The sequence below is a fragment of the Dapis hubbardiae BLCC-M172 genome, from assembly GCF_050016015.1.
Classification (GTDB): domain Bacteria; phylum Cyanobacteriota; class Cyanobacteriia; order Cyanobacteriales; family Microcoleaceae; genus Trichodesmium.
This window is the reverse complement of record NZ_JBNHEQ010000146.1, coordinates 1-19,090: the sequence shown is the minus strand read 5'-3', so window position 1 is coordinate 19,090 and position 19,090 is coordinate 1. Positions and strand designations below refer to the sequence as shown.

The window sequence follows — 19,090 nt, the reverse complement described above, 5'->3', positions numbered from 1 at the left end:
GATGTTCCGAATTTTTGGTAACACAAGCACCCTGCTTGTTACAGGCTGGAAGCCTACAAATGATGTTCCGAATTTTTGGTAACACAAGCACCCTGCTTGTTACAGGCTGGAAGCCTGTGTTACAAATGTACCTCACCATCCTCAAAAGTGCTGTAATAGGTTGTTATTTCAATTATTTAGTTTAGGAGAATTTATTCAACTATGAAAAACACTGTGCGTCTTAGGGTTCCTGGAAATTTATCTACTCCTGACCTGATTGCTATTGGTATTTCCCTAATAGCAGCTTATCTGGGAATGTTTAGTGGTCATAAATCTTTCAGTAAAGAGTTAGTTCTTTTCCTACTCTTTTTAAATAGTTTGGATCTAACTTTAGTGTTATTAATGGGTAAAAGTTTTGCCCAATACAAACAGACAATTAGTAACTTTTTACGATCGCCGAAATTTATAGGGGTTGATATTTTTCCATCCCTATTTATTGCTGAATTTGTCTATGGTCCTTTTCTCAAAGGATTCTTTTTAGAACTGATGGCATTTCTTGTCACTTATTTAGTCATTAGAACTATTAGATTAACAGTCATTTCCTCTCTTCATTAGAATAGGACTTACACATGAACGCTATTGGTAGCGCTAACACACCAAGGCTCTATATAATAGTGCCTTTGCGTAATTCCTATAGAATTTAGAACTTTTCCTAAATTATTCGTTTATTAACTTTTCACTGAAAAAATAGTCAGGGTCTATTATTATGACAAAAGCTAGTGATTTTAAAGCCTTAAAATGGCGTAATATCGGACCGTTTCTCGGTGGTCGTGGCACTTGTGTTGTTGGTCATCCCACAGATAAACAAGTTTTCTATCATGGTCACTCATCCGGGGGACTCTGGAAAACCGAAGACGCGGGTCAATATTGGATACCTGTTGGTGACGGACAATTTAATATGGGTTCAGTTGGTGCGATCGCTATTTCTGAACAGAACCCCGATATTATTTATGTCGGTTTAGGTGAACCTCAAATTCGTAACAGTGCATCCTGGGGTGATGGGATGTATAAAACTACTGATGGCGGTGCAACTTGGCAACATATTGGTTTAAAAGATTCTAAGCATATTGCTAAAATTAGACTCCATCCTAATAACCCCGATTTAGTTTACGTTGCTTCAATGGGTCATGGTTTTGGTCCGAGTCAGGAAAGAGGTGTCTTTCGCTCCAAAGATGGCGGGCAAACTTGGGAAAATATTCTCTTCAAAAGCGAAAATACTGGATGTATTGATTTAATCGTTAATCCTAGCGACCCCAAAGTTATTTTTGCTGCCATGTATGAATTTGAGCGCAAAACTTGGGGTGCAAAAACTGGAGGTCCTGAAAGTGGACTCTGGCGATCGCTCGATGGTGGTGATACTTGGGAAGATATTAGTCGTAACGCAGGAATGCCAGAAGGACAAATGGGAAGGCTCGGTATTGCTATATCCCAAGCAGCTCCTAATCGTGTTTATGCTCTGGTTGATTCGGAAACTAAGGCAGGTTTATACCGTTCCGATGATTTAGGAGTAAATTGGTCTTTTGTTTCCAATTTTGCTCAAATTATCGCTCGTCCTTTCTATTTCTTCCATCTTTATGCTGCTCCCCACAATGCTGATGAACTTTGGGCACCAGCTAATAAACTTTATAGTTCTAAGGATGGAGGCAAAACTTGGGTACTTGAACCAGGTATTAAAGATGACTACCATGAAGCTTGGATCGATCCTCAAGATCCTAATCGCATTATTGTAACTTGTGACGGTGGGTCTCAAATCTCTTTAACTGCTGGTAAAACTTGGTCTTCTTTTAATAACCAACCTACAACCCAGTTCTATCGTGTATTTTGCGATAATCAGTTTCCCTATAATCTGTATAGCAATCCTCAAGATACAGTGACAGTAAAATGTCCTAGTGCTTCTCGTTGGGGCGGTATCTCCGAACATGAAACTATTGTCGTTGGTAATGGTGAAACAGGCGCAGCAATTCCTCATCCCACCGATCCTGATATTGTTTATAATCTTTCCACTGGTTCAATTTGTGGTACAGGCGGTTCTTTCACCATTAACAATCTGAAAACTGGGCAGAACGAAATGCGACCAATTTGGCCTGAATCGACCTTTGGTACTCCTGCTACTGAGTTTAAGTATCGTTTTAATTGGCATCTACCATTTTTCATATCACGTCACGATAACAAGACTTTCTATGCAGGAGCTAATGTAGTTTTCCGTTCCGTTGATGAAGGTATGACTTGGGAGGAAATTAGCCCCGATCTGACTAAAGACCTCAAAGATAAACAGCAATTAGCAGGAACTCCTTGGATGGGAGAATATTTCGGTCAAGAAATTTATTCCACAATATTTCGTTTAGAAGAATCTCCCCATGAAAAAGGTGTACTTTGGGCAGGTAGTGATGATGGGTTAATTCACTTAACAAAAGATGGGGGTAATACTTGGGAAAACGTTACGCCACCAAATTTACCAGAACTTTCTCCTATTTATGAAATTGAGTTTTCTCCTCACGATCCAGCAACAGTTTATATTGCCATTACCCGCTATCGGACAGCAGATGACTATGCTCCCTATTTGTATAAAACCACTGATTCTGGTAAGACTTGGACTTGCATTAGTGATACCTTCCCTCAAGACGAAATCACTCGTACCATTCGCGAAGATACAGTCCGCAAAGGATTACTTTTTGTTGGTACAGAAACAGGTGTTTTTGTTTCCATTGATGACGGTAAGGAATGGCGACGGTTAAATCTGAATTTACCTCGCGTTCCTGTCCATGATATTAAATTTAAGAATGCCGATGTAGCGATCGCCACTCACGGACGTAGTTTTTGGATTCTCGATGATATTAGTCCTCTAAGGCAATATGCTGAGGAATTAACTCAGAAAAAAGCTCATTTATTTAAGCCTGAAACCTATACTCGTTTTGGTTATAACTGGTGGATGGATTACGGTGGTGGTCCTGTTTCTGACAAAAAATATTACTTTGTTCAGAATACTCGTCCTGGTCACACTTTTTATGAGCAAGGTATTGTTGATGGCGAGAAAAAACGCCAGTTTATTGATGCTGGCGATCCTCGTCCGATAGGAGTAATTATTTACTATCTCCTCAGTGATGATGCTCAGGATGTTAGTTTAACGATTTTGGATGAACAAGGAAACGAGATTCAGACTTTTGGTAAAGATGAAATTCCCACCGAAAGATTTGCCAGTTTTGATGCTCGTGGTTATGAACAAGATTTGACCACAGGGAAACCAAAAGCTACTGTTAGTCAAGGATTAAACCGCTTTATTTGGGGAACTCGCTATCCTTCCGTTTCCTCTGTACCCGGTCGTCCTCCAGTCGTCATCACTCCTTTTGCTAAACCTGGTACTTACCAAGTCCGTTTAACAGTTGATGGTGAAACTCAAACAGAATCTTTTGAAGTATCCATTAATCCTAACGAAAAATATACTCGTGCTGAAACTGATGCTAAAGGTGAGTTTTGGATGAAACTCTATGCTAAAGCAGAAGAAGGTATCCAAACTGTGTTAAAAGGTCGTGAAGCTAAGGAAAAAGTAGCTAACGCGCTCTCCTCTGCTTCCGGTAATCAAGCACTTGCAGACCAAGGAGCAAAAATTACAGCACTTTGCGATGAGCTAGAAGGTAGCATGATGCCAGTTGGTACAACTTTAGTTCAAATTATCAACGAGCGTACCAAGTTAATTCCCAAATTGACATGGTTGCATAATGTGTTGGAAACTTCTGAAGGTCCGGCGAACCAAGGTACGGTTGATGTTTACAACAAAGTCGCCAGTGAAATGGATGAAGCGATCGCAAATTTTAACAGTCAACTTGATACAGAGATGGCACAATTTGACCAATTAAGTAGTTAATTCGGTTCAGTACACCACAAAGTAGGGACGTTCGCATTTTTGTTATGCAACGTCCCTACGGGGTTGTTATTTTTTTAATGTGGTTCATTGACCTGAAAACGGCTGTAAGCTAAAAATTATTGAGATTTCATATTTCCTGTTGTATTATTGCCTTTGACAAAAATTAGATATATAGTTTAAATGCTGAACACCTAATAATTATATAATTATGGATATTAAGCAAGAACTAGATTTTTATCGAAGAGAATATTACAGGATTTTAGATTTTCTCCCAGTTGGTGTAGTTGTTATTTCTAATTTAATAATTGATGAGTATAAAAACGAAGACATATATTTTGAGTTACATTATATAAATAATTTTTTTTCGGAATCAACAGGTTACACACTGGATGAAATTTCAGATAGTTGGTTTGAAACCTTATATCCTGATGCAGAATATCGTTCCCAGCGAAAATAAATTGCTAAAAAATTTCAATCCGATCTTAATAGCCCTCGTGAAGACACAGTACAAATTTATTGTAAAAATGGGAAAACTAAATGGTTTAAAGTTGTTTATAAAGGGGACAAATCTAGAGATATACAACGGAACCTATTTTACTTAATTTTTTTTCCTATTGATGATTTTCAAAGACAAATGAATGATTTAGAAATCAAAAGCAGACTAGACTATTTAACAGAATTACCAAATCGTCGAGGTTTATTAGAAATATTAGAAGAAAAATTAGTTAGCATAAAACATACAAAAAAATCTTTTATTGTTGTCATGGCAGATATTGATAATTTTAAAAAAATCAACGATCGATATGGTCATGCCTGTGGAGATTTTGTCATTCAGAAAATAGCTAAAAACTTACAAAAAAATTTAAGAGAGTCAGACCTAATTTCTCGTTGGGGAGGTGAAGAATTTTTAATAGTTTTTCCTTCTAGTGATATAAGTACAGTTCAAACTATATTAGTCAGAATTCAAGAATATTTAAAAAATAATCCCATAAATTGGAGGGAGGTAATTTTATCTGTAACACTTACATTTGGAGTAGCAGAAAATAGGGAAAATACATCTTTTATGAAAATTTGTGAAGAGGCAGATAATGCTTTATATAAAGGAAAAAGTTCTGGGCGAAATTGTATAGTTGTTTATGAGTAAGTCCTCATCTAAACTCATTGATTTAGTTACTAAATTATCTCACAACTATGGAAACTTGAAAATCTCAATATGCAGTATATCAATAGATAAACACTCACATAAATAAAATGAACAATACTAAAATATTCAAAACATTAAGCATAATTTTTATTAGCTTAACAACTTGCATTTGTTTCTCTTTATTAACTCCATCCATAACTCATTCATCATCATTAAAATCTGACTGTCTTGATAATCAAAATTGTCTGATTATTACTCAAGCAGATATAGATAATATATGTATACCAGATGAAACTTGCCAAGAAATTACACCAGCTTCTCGACAAATAGAATTAATTAAAGAATCTAGAAGCTTTTATGGAGGAACTTCACTATCGACCATTGCTACTATTTTATTTATGACAATTGGTCCTCTGAAAATTATACCTGCGTTTGTTAAATTGACATATAAATCAGAGCCTGATGTTATCAGAAAATTAGCTTTACAAGCTTTTGCTCTTTCAACTTCAGCTATTGTTATTATTGCTTTAGCTAGTCAAAATCTTTTAGATAAATATGATATGATGATTAGCGCATTGATTGCTGCAACAGGAATTGTCTTATTTTTAATATCAATTAAGACCGTTCTTTCTCAATATGACAATAATGAAAATAAACAGCCAACTCCACCACCAGAAAATCCTCTGACAGCTTTAATTTCTCCCCTGACTTTTCCCACAATTTTGACTCCTCACGGAATAGCATTAGTAATGATTGTGATGTCAATTGCCAAACAATTAGACAACAACTATAACCAAATTTTAGGAATAATTATTATCCTAATGATTCTCAATCTGATTTGTATGTTGTATGCGAAGCAAATCCTCAACGTTCTGAAACCAACTGTGCTTCAAGTTTTGGGATTAGTCTTAGGAATTATTCAATTAGCATTGGCAATTAATTATATTTTTGCAGCGATAGATTTACAGGTTTTAACTATTAATGCAATTCTCAATTCATAAAAATTTAATATTGAAGTTGTAGTGGGGTAAGTTGCCTAAAATGTTGCAATAGTAAGGGCAGGTTCTGCATGAAATTAGATGAACCCGCCCCACCCCTAATAGTTAGCAATAATTATAAATAATAATGTTATTAACAAACAGAAATAAAATATTTTTATCTATACTTTTAATCTTGATTCTGGGGCAACAACCCTTGAAAAGTCAAGCTCAAGAATTAAACAAAAATAAAAAGACATCTCAGCCAGAAAAATTCACCAATTTTATTGATAACAGAGGGCTAATTAATAATGATTTTCCTCCTAGGTCTAATGCTCAAATCTTAGCCCAAATAATTAAGCGTTGTCCTAGAGAATTTACAGGTTGGGAAATAATAAAAACTTTTGAAACTGAAAGCTATAGTTTAGCACTTTGTCAACAAGATAATACAACCTATCTTGTAGGGCATAAAAAACAACAACATAAAGCTTTTATTTCTGCTGAAGTCATTACTAACAATGAAGCTTTAATCGTTGCCAAAGACTCTCAAGGATTATCTATAGAAATAAGTGATAGTCAACTAAAAATTAGTGAGAATGAGAAACTGATTGCACAAGAAAATCTGATCAATCAAAATTTTAATGAAATTCAAATCAAGCCTCAATCTAATTTAATTGGTGAAATTTGGCAATTACAAGAAATTTACGATGACAAAAATGAATTAGTAAATATAGAGAATCAAACGAATTACACAATTGAATTTTTATCTAATCAAGAAATAAATATAAAAGCAGACTGTAATCGAGCAAAAGGAACCTATACACAATCAGACAATTCCTTATCAATAATCGTTAATTTAACAACAATGGCTATTTGTCCTCCAGAGTCTTATTCTGAAGAATTTTTACGACAAATTCAATTAGCTAAAAACTTCTCTATCCAAGAGAATAAATTACATATTGATTTAGAAGATAATCGCGGAAAACTTATTTTTATAATTTCCCAAGAAAACAGTCAATCTCCTGAAAATCAACAGAAGAATTTTGAATCTTTATCTAATTATCAAAACGCTTCAGGGTTAGGGGGACCAAGTAGTGTTAATAATGAATTAAAAGAAGATACTGAACAACAACAAAAAAAGTCTCTTTTGCCTGGAGTTGATGCAGTTTTTCAACCTTGGTTTGAATTTAAAGAAAACCTCGCTGAAGATATTGGCTTAACATTTGGAATTGATTATAACTTTTTATATCAAAAATTAAGCGATAGTCCAGGATTCGATGAAGCATCAGGGGGAATATTTCGTTTTTTTGGTAATTGGAAATTATTAGGACGTAACACTAATGCACCAGGTTATTTAGTTTTTAAAGTAGAAAATCGTCATCGTTTTGGTAAAATTGCTCCTCAAAATTTGGGATTTCAAACTGGTTATTTAGGATTAACAGGAACTCAATTTAGTGATTTTGGTTGGGGAGTTACTAACTTATATTGGCAACAAAAATTTAATAATGGTAAGATTTCTTTTGTGATTGGTACAGTAGATCCTACTGATTATGTTGATATTTATGGATTAACTAATCCTCTTACTCATTTTCAAAATTTAGCTTTTTTAACAGATCCAAGTATTGCTGTTCCCAATCAAGGATTAGGAATGGCAGTAGGAGCAATGCTTTCTGATAATTTCTATGTAATTACCGGATTTAGCGATGCTAACGGCGACCCCACGAAAGCAGGTTTTGACACATTTTTTGATGATGCTGAATATTTTAAACACATTGAGTTAGGTTGGACATCCTCTTTTGAACGTCGATATTTTGATAATATTCACATAACTGCTTGGCACGTTGATGAACGGGAAAAAGCACAAGTTCCTGACAGTTGGGGAATTGCATTTTCAGCAAGTTGGTTTATTGATGATAAGTGGATGCCTTTTTTGCGCATGGGTTATTCTGATGGAGAAGCTGCTTTAAACGAACGGAATATTAGTATTGGTTTCGGTCGTTATTTTAGTCAAAATGGTAATCTTTTAGGGTTGGGTTTAAGCTTGGGAAAACCTGTTACTGAGGGATTAGACGATCAACTAACTACTGAAGTTTTTTATCGAATACAGATGACTCAAAATTGGGCAATTACTCCTGATATTCAAGTCATTTTTGATCCTGCACTCAATCTAGAAGAAGACGTTATTGCTGTTTTTGGAATTCGTTCTCGATTAAATTTTTAATTATTATATTTTTATTTTTTCAACAACCACTACAGGAATTAAACTCTTTTCCACAACTGCTTGAGAAACGGAACCAACTAATACCAAATTCAAAAAAGGCAGTTACATCTTAAGTTGTGATTTATTCCTAGAATAAAAAACTTGATAAATCCCATAAATTCTAAAAATTAAACTTTTTTTCCTCTTTTTTATTATTATTTTCTTTGCCTGTTGCCAGATGAGCTGTTGCCTGTGCCGTGACTGTAGCAATATTTTATGAAATTGGTATTAGTGGTCAGGATATTTAGTCAATTGTTAAGAGGTAAGTTATAAAAATTATTACTTATTTATTTACTACTGCCAAAGAAAAAATATTATTGAAGTATGGAAGTATTATTTAGACTTACGGTAGCCAAGCTATAGATAAAGAAGGAAATGCAAACTCTATAAACCTAGATTTTGTCTTAGAAACCATTTATAGTCAACGAACAACTTTGGTAATTGTATGTCAATTGTTAGTATTTTGGAAAACTATACAGACCCCAATAATCCTGATTTTGCTTATAATGCCTTATTTCATATTCTCCAGGATTTAGCTGGGACTGTAGCTGGACTTGCTATTTTTACTTGGTTAGTTTATCAGAAAGGAATTCTTCAAGTTCAAAAAAACACAAGTGATGAAACTCAATTATCTGAATCAAAGATATGAACCTTTTTTATAACTTTTTCATTTGTCAAAAATATCATAATAAATGAGGTAAAAAATGGATTCTAGTTTGGAAACAATTTATCCGTTAGGACATCTAACTGTAGCAATAGTTGAATTAATTATTTTGCTTTTTGCTTACCCTTTCTTTCGCTTATCAAAGAATTGGGCAATGATTGTCTTACCAATTGTATTAGTTGGTTTGATTTACGACAATTCAATTCTCTTTAGTAGTAAATTTATTGGTGAAGGAGAACTCTTAGAAAACCTTTCTCAAATACGATATTTACTCCATTATATAACTGTTCCTTTATTCATTGTTGTTGCTATTGAGTTAGCTTCTGCTTCTGAGGCTAAATGGGCTAATCAATTTGTCAGAGTTTCATCTTGGCTACTAGCTTTTGGGCTAGCTGGATATGATGTGATTAAAAACTTTGTCGGACTAGAATTAAAACCGGAAACTTTTGCTGGTGTTTTGCGTTATGTTCCAGTGAACGGAAATATACTAATTATAACTATTATCGTTACTGTTTTTGTTTTATTAGTTGGTATAGGAATTTGGGTAAGAACAGGAAATTGGTTTTGGTTATTTATTGGAGCTTTAATTGGTTTATTAGGTAATGCTTTACCTTCAGCACAAGTAGGCACTCTTCCTGGTAGTGTTTCTGAATTTATTTTGGCTCTGAGTTTATTATTAACACAGTACCATCTTGAAGATGATATAGATGAATCAATCCCTGCTCCTGAGCCTCCTGAAGGATGGGAATGTGGAGAATATTCTGGTTATCAAGTATTCTGGAAAGATATAAGGAAGGAAGGTCAAATAATTTATACAATTTATCAAGTAGGAAGTCATAAAAACGGTGACTTTGTAAGAATTTATGCTCCTCAAGAACCCTACCGAAAAGATGGTAAACTAAAACTTATTACATACTTACATGGTTTCTCTCTCTGTTTGCCACAATTTTATGAAAAACATTTAGAAGAATTAGCCGAAAAAGGCTTATATGTCTTTTTTCCTGATTATCAAAAGAGTGATTATCCAGACTTTCCTAAAGACAACGAAACATTAGAAACACAAAAAACAACTCGCTCTACTTTGAAATATTGGTTATTTAGTAGTGGAGCCTTATTTATGAAATTAATTTTACGACGTGAAGTTAATAAACAAGAGTTAAAAAAATTCGTAAAGCAGGGTATATGGAAAGGACTGAGAGTTGTTTTAAGTACATCATTATTTATTGTTGTGGTGAACATTATCTCTTTGTTTAACCGCGAGTATGCTAAGAATGTGGTGAGCATGATTACTACTGTTATAGATAGTTTAATTAGTTCTCCAAAAGAATGGCTTGGTTTTGCTATTAATTCTACAGCAATAGGCTGGGAAAAATTGTGTGAACACAGTAAAGAAGTTAAAAAGTTAGACTTATCTGAACAAGAGATAGATTTTTATGTATTCGGTCATTCTTTAGGTGGTCTTTTAGCTCTTAGCTGGCCTTATTCTTTAAAAGAAAATCCAGATAAAAAACTAGAAAAATTTCATCCTAAACAGATAATTACTGGCGATCCAGCTCCCAATACTATTATGGGTATTCCTAAAATCGCTACTGTAATTTTAGGTATTTTTCGGTTTCCTTTTGTAACAGAACCTTTGAAAATTAAAAATACAGGAACTGAGCTAAAAATTCCCACAGGCATTTTACACGGAAACAATGATAAAATTGTCAAACCTAGTGAATGGGTAAAATCTCCTCGCTCTCAAGAAAAAGGTTCATTCTTTGACATTGCTTCAACAGAGAAAAATATTTATTTTTCTACATCTAATAAAGAGAAAGATTTAATAGCTAACCATAATCAATCTGTCACCAACACAACCTATTATGGAAACGGCTTTATGAAGAATTTTGGTGGAGCAAAGGATGGACCAAATGCTTATAATTATCAATATATTTACCCTGCACTTCTAGCTGTAATTATGGACGATGTACAAGCGAATGAATTAAAGGATGGTAATGGGTTTGAACTAGCAGATTTTCAAGTTCTTGATGAGCCAACATAAATAATTTATTTACTTCTGAATTGCAGATAGATATGCACTTAATGAATTAAGAAGAAATTTAGAGTAGGGACGTTGTATGCAGCGTCCCTCTGTGATGTTTAATACTAACAGGACTTACGCAATTCTTCTGTGTACGGACGCCCTTATGCAAGGTCCCTTTCCCCCACCTCCCACACTCCCGTACGGACGCCCTTATGCAACGTCTCTCCTCCACCTAATCAAATATAGCAAGGTTTTTAAGAAATGGTATTATAGGGTAGCTTTTCAAGTTATCGAGCAGCTATAGCGCTACTTATTAAGGTTAGGACATTTCTAAATCCTGTTTGCGGAGCATTTCTGTAGGAAAAACCATTTGACAGTTTACTATTCCCTATTCCCTATTCCCTATTCCCTATTCCCTATTCCCTAGCGCGTAGCGCTATAAAATAAATAATTTATTTACTTCATAATTGCATATCTATATCCAACTCTGAAGTAAGAAGACATTGAGAGTAGAGATATTGTATGTAACTTACTTACTTTATCAGGTGAGTGGGGAACAATCGCCCTCTATATTTTCCGGTTAAATTTGATTGTGGGATGAATATAAGGAGAAGGAGAACGAGCGATCAAAACTTTACTCAACAGATCCAGAAATCAAGAAGTTCTAACTGAAAAAAGTTAGAAATCCTTCCTTTCGATCGTCTATATACATAGACAAATATGCCACTTAGGAGAATTTTATGAACGAACGTCGTCAAAAATCTTATTCCATTCGTGTTGATGCGGCTGAATTAGCCAGAAGTCGCCAACATCCAACCCATCAAGCTAATGGGGACGAAGAGCGCTACGCAGGCGCTCGGTATTTCATGTCCTTTACCAAAGGTTTAATCCATAACCCCAAAACAGGATTATTACAAGATCCAAAAGACTTTGTAGAATTTCGCCGAGCGATTGATGATGGCTTCATCGATCCTTTTACTGATAGAGTTCGTCATGGTGCAAAATATAAGGTTGTTAATGGCAACATTGTAGAAGAGGAAAATCCGAATTTCCTTGATGGTTTTAGACAGTGGGAAGCTCCAACTGCTGGGGTTGTGTTTGAATTAGAAGGACCTGATGCTCAAGCAGTCACCATGCCTCCCGCACCACCATTGTTAGATTCTTCTGGAAACACGAACCTGGAACTAATTTTTGAGATGGCAGAGGTATATGAACTAGCAATTCTTCGCGATTGTCCCTTTAACGATTTTGAGAAAGGTGCAAAAAATGAGAATTTGAAAGCATCAATTGCTCGACTCAATAAACTTGGTTACCTCCAAAATCAGAATGGACGACCCCGAAAAGTTAACCATAAAAGAAATAGACCCAGGCAGAAAGGAAAACTCGACGTACAGACAGTATTTCGTGGGTCTTCTCCAGGGGTAGAAGTGGGACCTTACCTGTCTCAATTTTTGCTGATTGGTAACAAAGCCGTCAACGGAGAGGATGGTGTCACTACTGGAAAAATCGCCTATGGTGTTCTGGAAATCAACCAAAAAGTTCCCATAGCCACCCCAGGAACAGACTATATGACCGATTTTGCGAAGTATGTTGAAGTTCAGCGGGGTATTGCACAAGCACGAGAAAGCTATGTTCCTGGACGTCGCTTTATTTCCACACCCCGCGATCTGGCAACCTATGTCCACTACGATGCTCTTTATGAAGCTTACCTCAATGCTTGTCTGATTCTGTTGGGAATGGGAACTCCTTTCGATCCTGGTTTTGATCATCTCTCTGGAGGTGGTGTAGCAGCACAAGATCCAAAAACTCGCCGTCACGCTAATGGTTTTGCTCTTTATGGCGGTCCCCATATTTTGACCTTGGTGACTGAGGTGGCAACACGAGCATTGAAGGCTGTTCGTTTCCAGAAGTTTAACAATCATATTCGCTTGCGACCAGAGGCTCTAGCAGCACGAGTTGAGCTGGTGCGTCGTAAAAATAGCGGTGAGATAGAGGAAAATTTGATTCCCAAAGCTTTAAGCCAATATGTTCAGGGGTTCCTAGATAAGCTAGAAAGCAATGGGAATGGTGATTTGGCAACAAGTACTCTCGGAAATATTTCCGCAATAGCTGAAGGTAGTTATCTGCTACCAATGGCATTTCCTGAAGGATCTCCCATGCACCCTGCTTATGGTGCTGGACACGCTACCGTTGCTGGTGCCTGTGTGACTATTCTCAAGGCATTTTTTGATACCAGTGCAGTGCTTGTAAAGGATAGTAGTAATGAATATAGGTTCAAACGTATGGAGGAAGGTGATAAGTTGGTTGCTTTCCGAGCAAATGATGATGGTAGTGCCTTGGTAGAAAGCCCAATTGATAATATTTCTGAGGCTCTAACTCTTGAGGGTGAGCTGAATAAACTAGCGGCCAACATTTCCATTGGTCGAAACATGGGAGGAGTTCACTATTTCACCGACTATTATGATAGCGTTCGCATGGGCGAGGAAATTGCCATTGGTATTCTTGAAGAACAGGCATTGACTTATCCTACAGACCCCTTTGTCTTCTCTGTACCAACCTTTGATGGTGACATTGTGAGAATTGGTCGGCGATGAATTATTGGGTACAGAGGTGACAAGGTTACTCTCAAAACAGTCTATTTTCTAGTCTGATTTGATTGTAGGAGAAACAGAAGGAGGCGATCGCCATTTTTATCAAAAGCGATCGCCTCCTTCTTCTAAAAAGATGGATTATTTTTTAACTTCCTCTTAATCTAAGCAATACCATAGCCAGTGTAAAGGCGCTTGTAAGGTGGATGTAGCCCCAGTACAATGTCTTCTTGAGCAACACCCATTTCCATTAATTCTTGACCAAAAAATAAGGTCTCAAGCCTCCCCTTTTAAGGGGATGAAAAAGCGGTCGAGAGATGGCGTTAGCGTTAGCGAAGCTCCTCTGCAAGAGGCAGCGGCTCTGCAAGAGCGGGTCTCCTCGCCATATCTAATCGACCAAGAGAAATAAACTTCAGTATTTCTAACCTCTGGCTAAACCCAGAGGTACTGATAACTGATAACTGATAACTGAAATGACCTACATCAATATCAGTAGCATTATGCTGAAGCCAAATTTTTCCATATTCTTCAGTTTATTTAGTAAATTCTATCCTAGAATATAGCTTTCAGCCAGCTTGTCACCCCCTGAGGATATTTTAACTTCCCTTCGGGGAAGTCAAAGCTCTCCGGTGGAGCAGCGTCGTATGGGAAAGCCAGGGCCAGGATTTGCATACCTTCATAAGCTAAAAGTTCATAAGCCCTTGACAAGCTAGAAGGATTTTGTTATTTTAAAGCTCAACACAGGGGGAGGACATCACCTCTGTTTAAACAGCGGTCAGGGTTTCCCAGACTGAAGAATCCCCCCTTTTCCCGTAAGGGTAACGTCGGGAGTATGTCAATAAATGCCGAAAATATTTTCTAGTTCGCTAACTATAATCTCTGCCTTAACTTTGGGTTTAGAAACTATTCTGGTCAATCAATTGTGGACGCCTGCTGTTTTAGCACAATCAAGTTCGGAAAATTTTTGGTTCTTTTCAAGTTATCTGATTCAACTTGAGGAAAGTTATCCAGAAACTTTAGTCGATTTTTGGCAGAATTCGGCATGGAAAATTAGCAAATATAGCTTTGCCAAAAGTCTAATTTTAGACCCACCTTCTACCAATGCAGTAGATTTACTCCCTAATTCTCAAGAACAAAAGATAACTGCTCAAAATAATTCTGAACCCGAATTTGAAAACAAAGAAGTAGTCGATCCCTTTAGCAAATCTGCTGGCGGACAACTTAATATTAAATTAACAGACTCCAACAGCTCTAGAAGCTTTGGTTTGGGTACAATAATTAGTTATCCTGATGCCTTAAATGGACCAACTCGTCAATCTCTAGATGTTCCTCAACAAGAAACTGGATTAGCGAGTATTTCCATAGCAGGTCGTTTGCGCCAGAACTTGGGAAATAACAATAGTATTCTGTTGGAAGGAATTTTAGATCCCAAGCGATATGGTCTTGATTTGAGATACGGAAATTTAGCACCATTTTTGCCAGGAGCATTTGCCGCTAATATCTATAATTCCAGTGGTCGCATTCCTGTCTATGAGAATGGAGAGGAAGATGTTGATTTACCTAATGGAGATGTTCCTTGGGTTATTCGCTTTGGTGGCGGTTTTCAATATGTACAACCACTATCAAAGAAACTCGATGGAGCTTTAGGAATCAACTATCAAATAGTTTCTGTTCGTGATGCAGCTTTTACCAACAACATTGAAACTAAAGATGAACTAGGCAACTCTTTCACTTTTAGTGATGATGGACAAGATACCCTGTTGACTATTGATGCTGCTCTTTTGTTTGATAATACTGATAACCCAAATGATCCTAATAGAGGTTCTCGGTTGCGGTTTGGTTCCAGTCAATCAATTCCTATCGGAGATGCTCAGATTGGGTATAATCGTCTCTCTGCTAGCTTTAGCCAATTCATTCCCCTCAATCTATTTGGATTTTCCGAAGGACCGCGCACATTGCTCCTGAATCTGCAAGGGGGAGCCTTTATTGGCGATGTTCCTTCTTATCAAGCTTTTAACTTAGGAGGAACTCAGACAATTCGCGGCTTTGAGAAAGGAGAAGTATCAACGAGTCGTAGTTTTGTTAAAGCAACTGCTGAGTATCGCTTCCCAATTACTGAATTGAGGCTGTTAAAGCAGGATGTTGAGTTGGGTGGAACTTTATTTGTGGATTATGGGAACGATCTAGCAACTGCTGATGGCGTTAGCGGTAATCCCGCAGGTGTGCGAGACAAATTTGGGGACGGTTTGGGTTATGGGTTAGGTTTGAGTGCAAAATCGGTTATTGGTCGGATGCGTTTGGAGTTTGGTTTTAATAATGAAGGATCGAACCATTTTCATTTTACTTTTGGCGATCGCTTTTGAAATATTAACGATTCAGGACTTACGCAGAGCAACCATCTCTTGGTGCGCGTTCTGCAAGCGAGCTTGCGTCGTCGCGGGGTCGCACCGCTATCTAGTAGGGGCGAATGGCCATTCGCCCCTACAGATGGTGTATATTTTCATATTTTGCGTAAGTCCTGTTGTTTTTAAAGTGGAAAATCGTCATCGTTTTGGTAAAATTGCTCCTCAAAATTTGGAGAAGGACGAGGGACGATCGCCTCCTGATTCTAACAAGAGCGATTATTTTTTAACTTCCTCATAAATTTCCCTCGCACTTTTCTCCCCAAACATCTTCATCTTTTAACTCCAAATAATCCACCGACTGCGACATATTTTCCCGACAGAAAAATCCAGCTTTAGCAATTCCCAAATTATTGATAATTCCCCGTACACTTTCACTTCTCACCAATGCCATTTCCGGCACAATTAACTTTTGATTCATTTCTAAATTTACCCTTCTAAAAAGAACTAACGAGATTGTTAACAAAAATTGTAGGATTTTGAACTTATTGGATCAAAAAATAGTTGATTTTATGCCTCATTGTTTTGAGGTTTAGATTCAGCATACTTTTCTAACAAAATTTGAATGTAGGAACGATAACTCTCTAATTTATTCATTGGACAATTTCCTCCGCAATCGGTTCTTCAATAATTAATAATTAATAATTAATAATTAACAATTAATAATTAATAATATCAAATCCTTTGGGCAACGGATTTGATATCATTATACCATCAGAAAAGAGCGAAAAATCCTAGTGTGTAGAGGGTTTGGATACCAAAATCCTACGGTATTGAATTCTCTCGATACTACCGGATTTGATATAATTACCTCATGAATAATTATGCTCAAAAATAATTATCCATTATTCATTATCCATTATCAATTAATGAACTACCACCACAGGAATTAAACTCTTTTCCAAAACTGCTTGAGAAACGGAACCAACTAACACATTCTCCCATAAACGATGCCCTCTTTTTCCCATAACTATTTCTGCCGCTCCATACTCTTGTGCAACTGAAATTATTTCCTCCGATACCACACCCGCAACAGTAATAAACCGATACCGAATATCAGCCAAAAGTTTTTCTGTTTGCTGTTGTAGCTGCTCAATACTTTCCCCATCCTCAGACTGCATAACGTGCAATACCACAACTTCCCCATCACAACGTCTCGCTAACTCCGCAACTTTTAATAATACCTCCGCAGCAAGAGGTGAAGTATCAACTGCAGCTAACAAAACAATACGACGAGCGATGTAGCTGCCGCTAGGCTCCGCCAACGCTACTTTTGTCGGATCGACTTCTCCTTTTTCTAACAGTTTCGGCGCAAAGGTAGGTATCGCCCAAGCTCCCAAAGGTGCTGTGACTAATATGGATAGGGCAGCGATCGCTAAAATTGTTTCGCCTCCCTCAATACCTGCTGCTAGAGGAATAGCGCCAATGGCAGCTTGCACGGTTGCTTTAGCGGAATTTCCGGGCAGCAAAAATAGACGTTCTCGGAAATTCCAGTTACTGCCTAAAGTTGAGAGATACCAACCAAACATCCGCCCAACTAAAGTACCAACCGCTAAAATTAACAACCCCACCCATAAAACATTTTCCAATACTTGCAAGGGGATACTGGCACCGAGCAACACAAACAAAATTATTTGCGCCACCAGCCACAAAGTATCAAAACCATTTCGTAAACGTCGTGCCAGGGGTGCATCAAATTCGATGACAAAAAATCCTGTTGCCATGACTGCCAAATAACCAGAAAATATCGGAAATTTCTCTGCTAAGACAACTAACAAGAGAGCAAAACTTGCTGCAACCAAAGTATCCTGAGTAGCATTTTGAGTCCAATTTTGTTTAACTAAGAGCAATACTAATATTCGCGCTGTCAACCATCCGGCGATAACTCCGAGAATGATTTGTAAAATTACTTGAAATGGTAATAGTTGTAATGCACTTAGAGTGATGCCACCAGGAAAAGTTACAGTAGTTGTTCCCTGGGATAAAAATGCCAACAGTAAACTAAATACTAATAACAGCAAAACATCCGATAAAGCACTACCAGTCAAAATAGCATCAGGAATACCTTTTGTCACCCCCCAACCCAAACTTTTGAGGCGCAACATTCCGGGAACAATAACTGCGGGAGACTCAGCACCGATGATACAACCTAATAATAACCCGGTGGCAAAATCAAAATTCAGTAACCACATTGCTACCAAGGCGATAACAATAGCTTCACAAGTTGCTGGGAGAAAACCTAACCGTAGTGCAACACTACCTTGTTGTGCTAACTTTTCTCTGTCTAAACCCAACCCTGCTTTCATCAAAATTATCATTACGGCGATCGTGCGCAAAGAGTCAGCAGCTTGCAAAATGCTAGAGTCAATGGTATTGCTAATTTGGGGACCTAATAATATTCCCACTAATACCATTCCGACTAGGGGTGGTGCTTTTAACCTAAAGGCAATTTCCCCGACAAAAAAGCCTATTAATAATATCCAAATAATACTTTCTAACATAGGAAGGAAGAAGGAGGAAGCAAGAATTCAATAATTGATAATTGATAATTGATAATTACTTCTCCCTAAAACAGATTGGATTGAATAAAAGGAAAATAAATTCATTGTTTCTCCACGGCGAGTGAGAGGCTTTAAACCTTTTATTCAGTAATAAGGAGGAAGGAGGACAGAAAATCGGCTCTGTTGCATAATTATATCATGTCCGGTTGAATAGTTATAAATAAAAAGGGAGGAGTCAGGAGTCGTAGGGGCTTGCTGGCCATGAAAAACGCAAAGCTCCGCTTTATATGTCGCTCCGCGTTTTTCATGTCGGCTCAAGCGCCGTTAGCGGAGCTTTGCGCTAGCAAAACGGAGTTGTGCGATAGCAAAACGCCCGTACAGGAGGGAAGAGGGAAGAGGGGATCAAAAAAGTATATGCATGAGAAAGTTTTTTGGTCGCGCACCTCGGAACGGAGTTCTATCACGCTCTTATCCGGACATGATATTAGCGATAGAAAATCAATTCTGCAGCTATATCGCTCTCTTTGGCAATTATTGATGTTCTATTCATCTATTGTCCAATAGTTAGAGCTGGAAAATTAAAGCTCAAAGCTTTAATTTGCAAAAGTTTCAGCCTTTTCCGATCTCAAA

Annotated in this window: 14 protein-coding genes and 1 pseudogene; 12 read left to right on the top strand and 3 right to left on the bottom strand. The window is 37.1% G+C overall.

All coding sequences use genetic code 11. The annotated features are described in order from the left end of the window. From ACP6PK_RS12655 to ACP6PK_RS12610, 10 genes are all read left to right on the top strand, one after another. Positions 1-185, top strand: a 185-nt coding sequence (locus ACP6PK_RS12655; protein ID WP_426559906.1) for a hypothetical protein, incomplete at its 5' end; no start/stop codon positions are given. A 16-nt stretch (positions 186-201) separates the two neighbouring features. Further along, positions 202-594 (top strand): hypothetical protein, encoded by a 393-nt coding sequence (locus ACP6PK_RS12650; protein WP_426559905.1) that lies wholly within the window; start codon positions 202-204, stop codon positions 592-594. 151 nt (positions 595-745) lie between these two features. After that, positions 746-3,901: a WD40/YVTN/BNR-like repeat-containing protein gene (locus tag ACP6PK_RS12645; protein WP_426559904.1), complete on the top strand. Its 3,156-nt coding sequence runs from the start codon at positions 746-748 to the stop codon at positions 3,899-3,901. 208 nt (positions 3,902-4,109) lie between these two features. Further along, the gene (locus ACP6PK_RS12640) at positions 4,110-4,358 is read left to right on the top strand and encodes a hypothetical protein (protein ID WP_426559903.1); all 249 of its coding nucleotides are present in this window, start codon (positions 4,110-4,112) and stop codon (positions 4,356-4,358) included. Positions 4,359-4,535: 177 nt separating this feature from the next. After that, entirely contained in the window at positions 4,536-5,045 is a 510-nt protein-coding gene (locus ACP6PK_RS12635) for a GGDEF domain-containing protein (protein WP_426559902.1), read from the top strand. A 107-nt stretch (positions 5,046-5,152) separates the two neighbouring features. Next, positions 5,153-6,046: a MarC family protein gene (locus tag ACP6PK_RS12630; protein WP_426559901.1), complete on the top strand. Its 894-nt coding sequence runs from the start codon at positions 5,153-5,155 to the stop codon at positions 6,044-6,046. Between the two features lie 124 nt (positions 6,047-6,170). Further along, the gene (locus ACP6PK_RS12625; protein ID WP_426559900.1) at positions 6,171-8,243 is read left to right on the top strand and encodes a carbohydrate porin; all 2,073 of its coding nucleotides are present in this window, start codon (positions 6,171-6,173) and stop codon (positions 8,241-8,243) included. A 484-nt stretch (positions 8,244-8,727) separates the two neighbouring features. Further along, the gene (locus tag ACP6PK_RS12620) at positions 8,728-8,931 is read left to right on the top strand and encodes a hypothetical protein (RefSeq protein ID WP_094676939.1); all 204 of its coding nucleotides are present in this window, start codon (positions 8,728-8,730) and stop codon (positions 8,929-8,931) included. A gap of 55 nt (positions 8,932-8,986) precedes the next feature. Further along, positions 8,987-10,987, top strand: coding sequence for a hypothetical protein (locus ACP6PK_RS12615; protein WP_426559899.1), 2,001 nt, complete (start codon positions 8,987-8,989; stop codon positions 10,985-10,987). Positions 10,988-11,709: 722 nt separating this feature from the next. Continuing rightward, the gene (locus ACP6PK_RS12610) at positions 11,710-13,563 is read left to right on the top strand and encodes a vanadium-dependent haloperoxidase (RefSeq protein ID WP_426559898.1); all 1,854 of its coding nucleotides are present in this window, start codon (positions 11,710-11,712) and stop codon (positions 13,561-13,563) included. A 158-nt stretch (positions 13,564-13,721) separates the two neighbouring features. On the opposite strand, the pseudogene ACP6PK_RS12605 reads toward ACP6PK_RS12610, so the two are convergent. Further along, positions 13,722-13,817 (bottom strand): annotated as a pseudogene (locus tag ACP6PK_RS12605) (element excision factor XisI family protein); the annotation flags it as partial. Between the two features lie 582 nt (positions 13,818-14,399). On the opposite strand from ACP6PK_RS12605, the gene ACP6PK_RS12600 reads away from it, so the two are divergent. Continuing rightward, on the top strand, positions 14,400-15,920 hold the full coding sequence (locus tag ACP6PK_RS12600; protein WP_426559897.1) for a BamA/TamA family outer membrane protein: 1,521 nt from the start codon (positions 14,400-14,402) through the stop codon (positions 15,918-15,920). Further along, entirely contained in the window at positions 15,874-16,200 is a 327-nt protein-coding gene (locus ACP6PK_RS12595; RefSeq protein ID WP_426559896.1) for a hypothetical protein, read from the top strand. Before ACP6PK_RS12600 ends, ACP6PK_RS12595 begins: the two co-directional genes overlap by 47 nt. Here the strand turns inward: ACP6PK_RS12595 and ACP6PK_RS12590 are convergent. Then, complete coding sequence (locus ACP6PK_RS12590) at positions 16,195-16,380, bottom strand: hypothetical protein (protein ID WP_426559895.1); 186 nt, start codon at positions 16,378-16,380, stop codon at positions 16,195-16,197. The two genes, ACP6PK_RS12595 and ACP6PK_RS12590, sit on opposite strands and share 6 nt — an antisense overlap. Before the next feature lie 445 nt (positions 16,381-16,825). Beyond that, positions 16,826-18,460, bottom strand: a complete 1,635-nt coding sequence (locus ACP6PK_RS12585; protein ID WP_094676948.1) for a cation:proton antiporter — start codon at positions 18,458-18,460, stop codon at positions 16,826-16,828. Between the last annotated feature and the right edge of the window lie 630 nt (positions 18,461-19,090).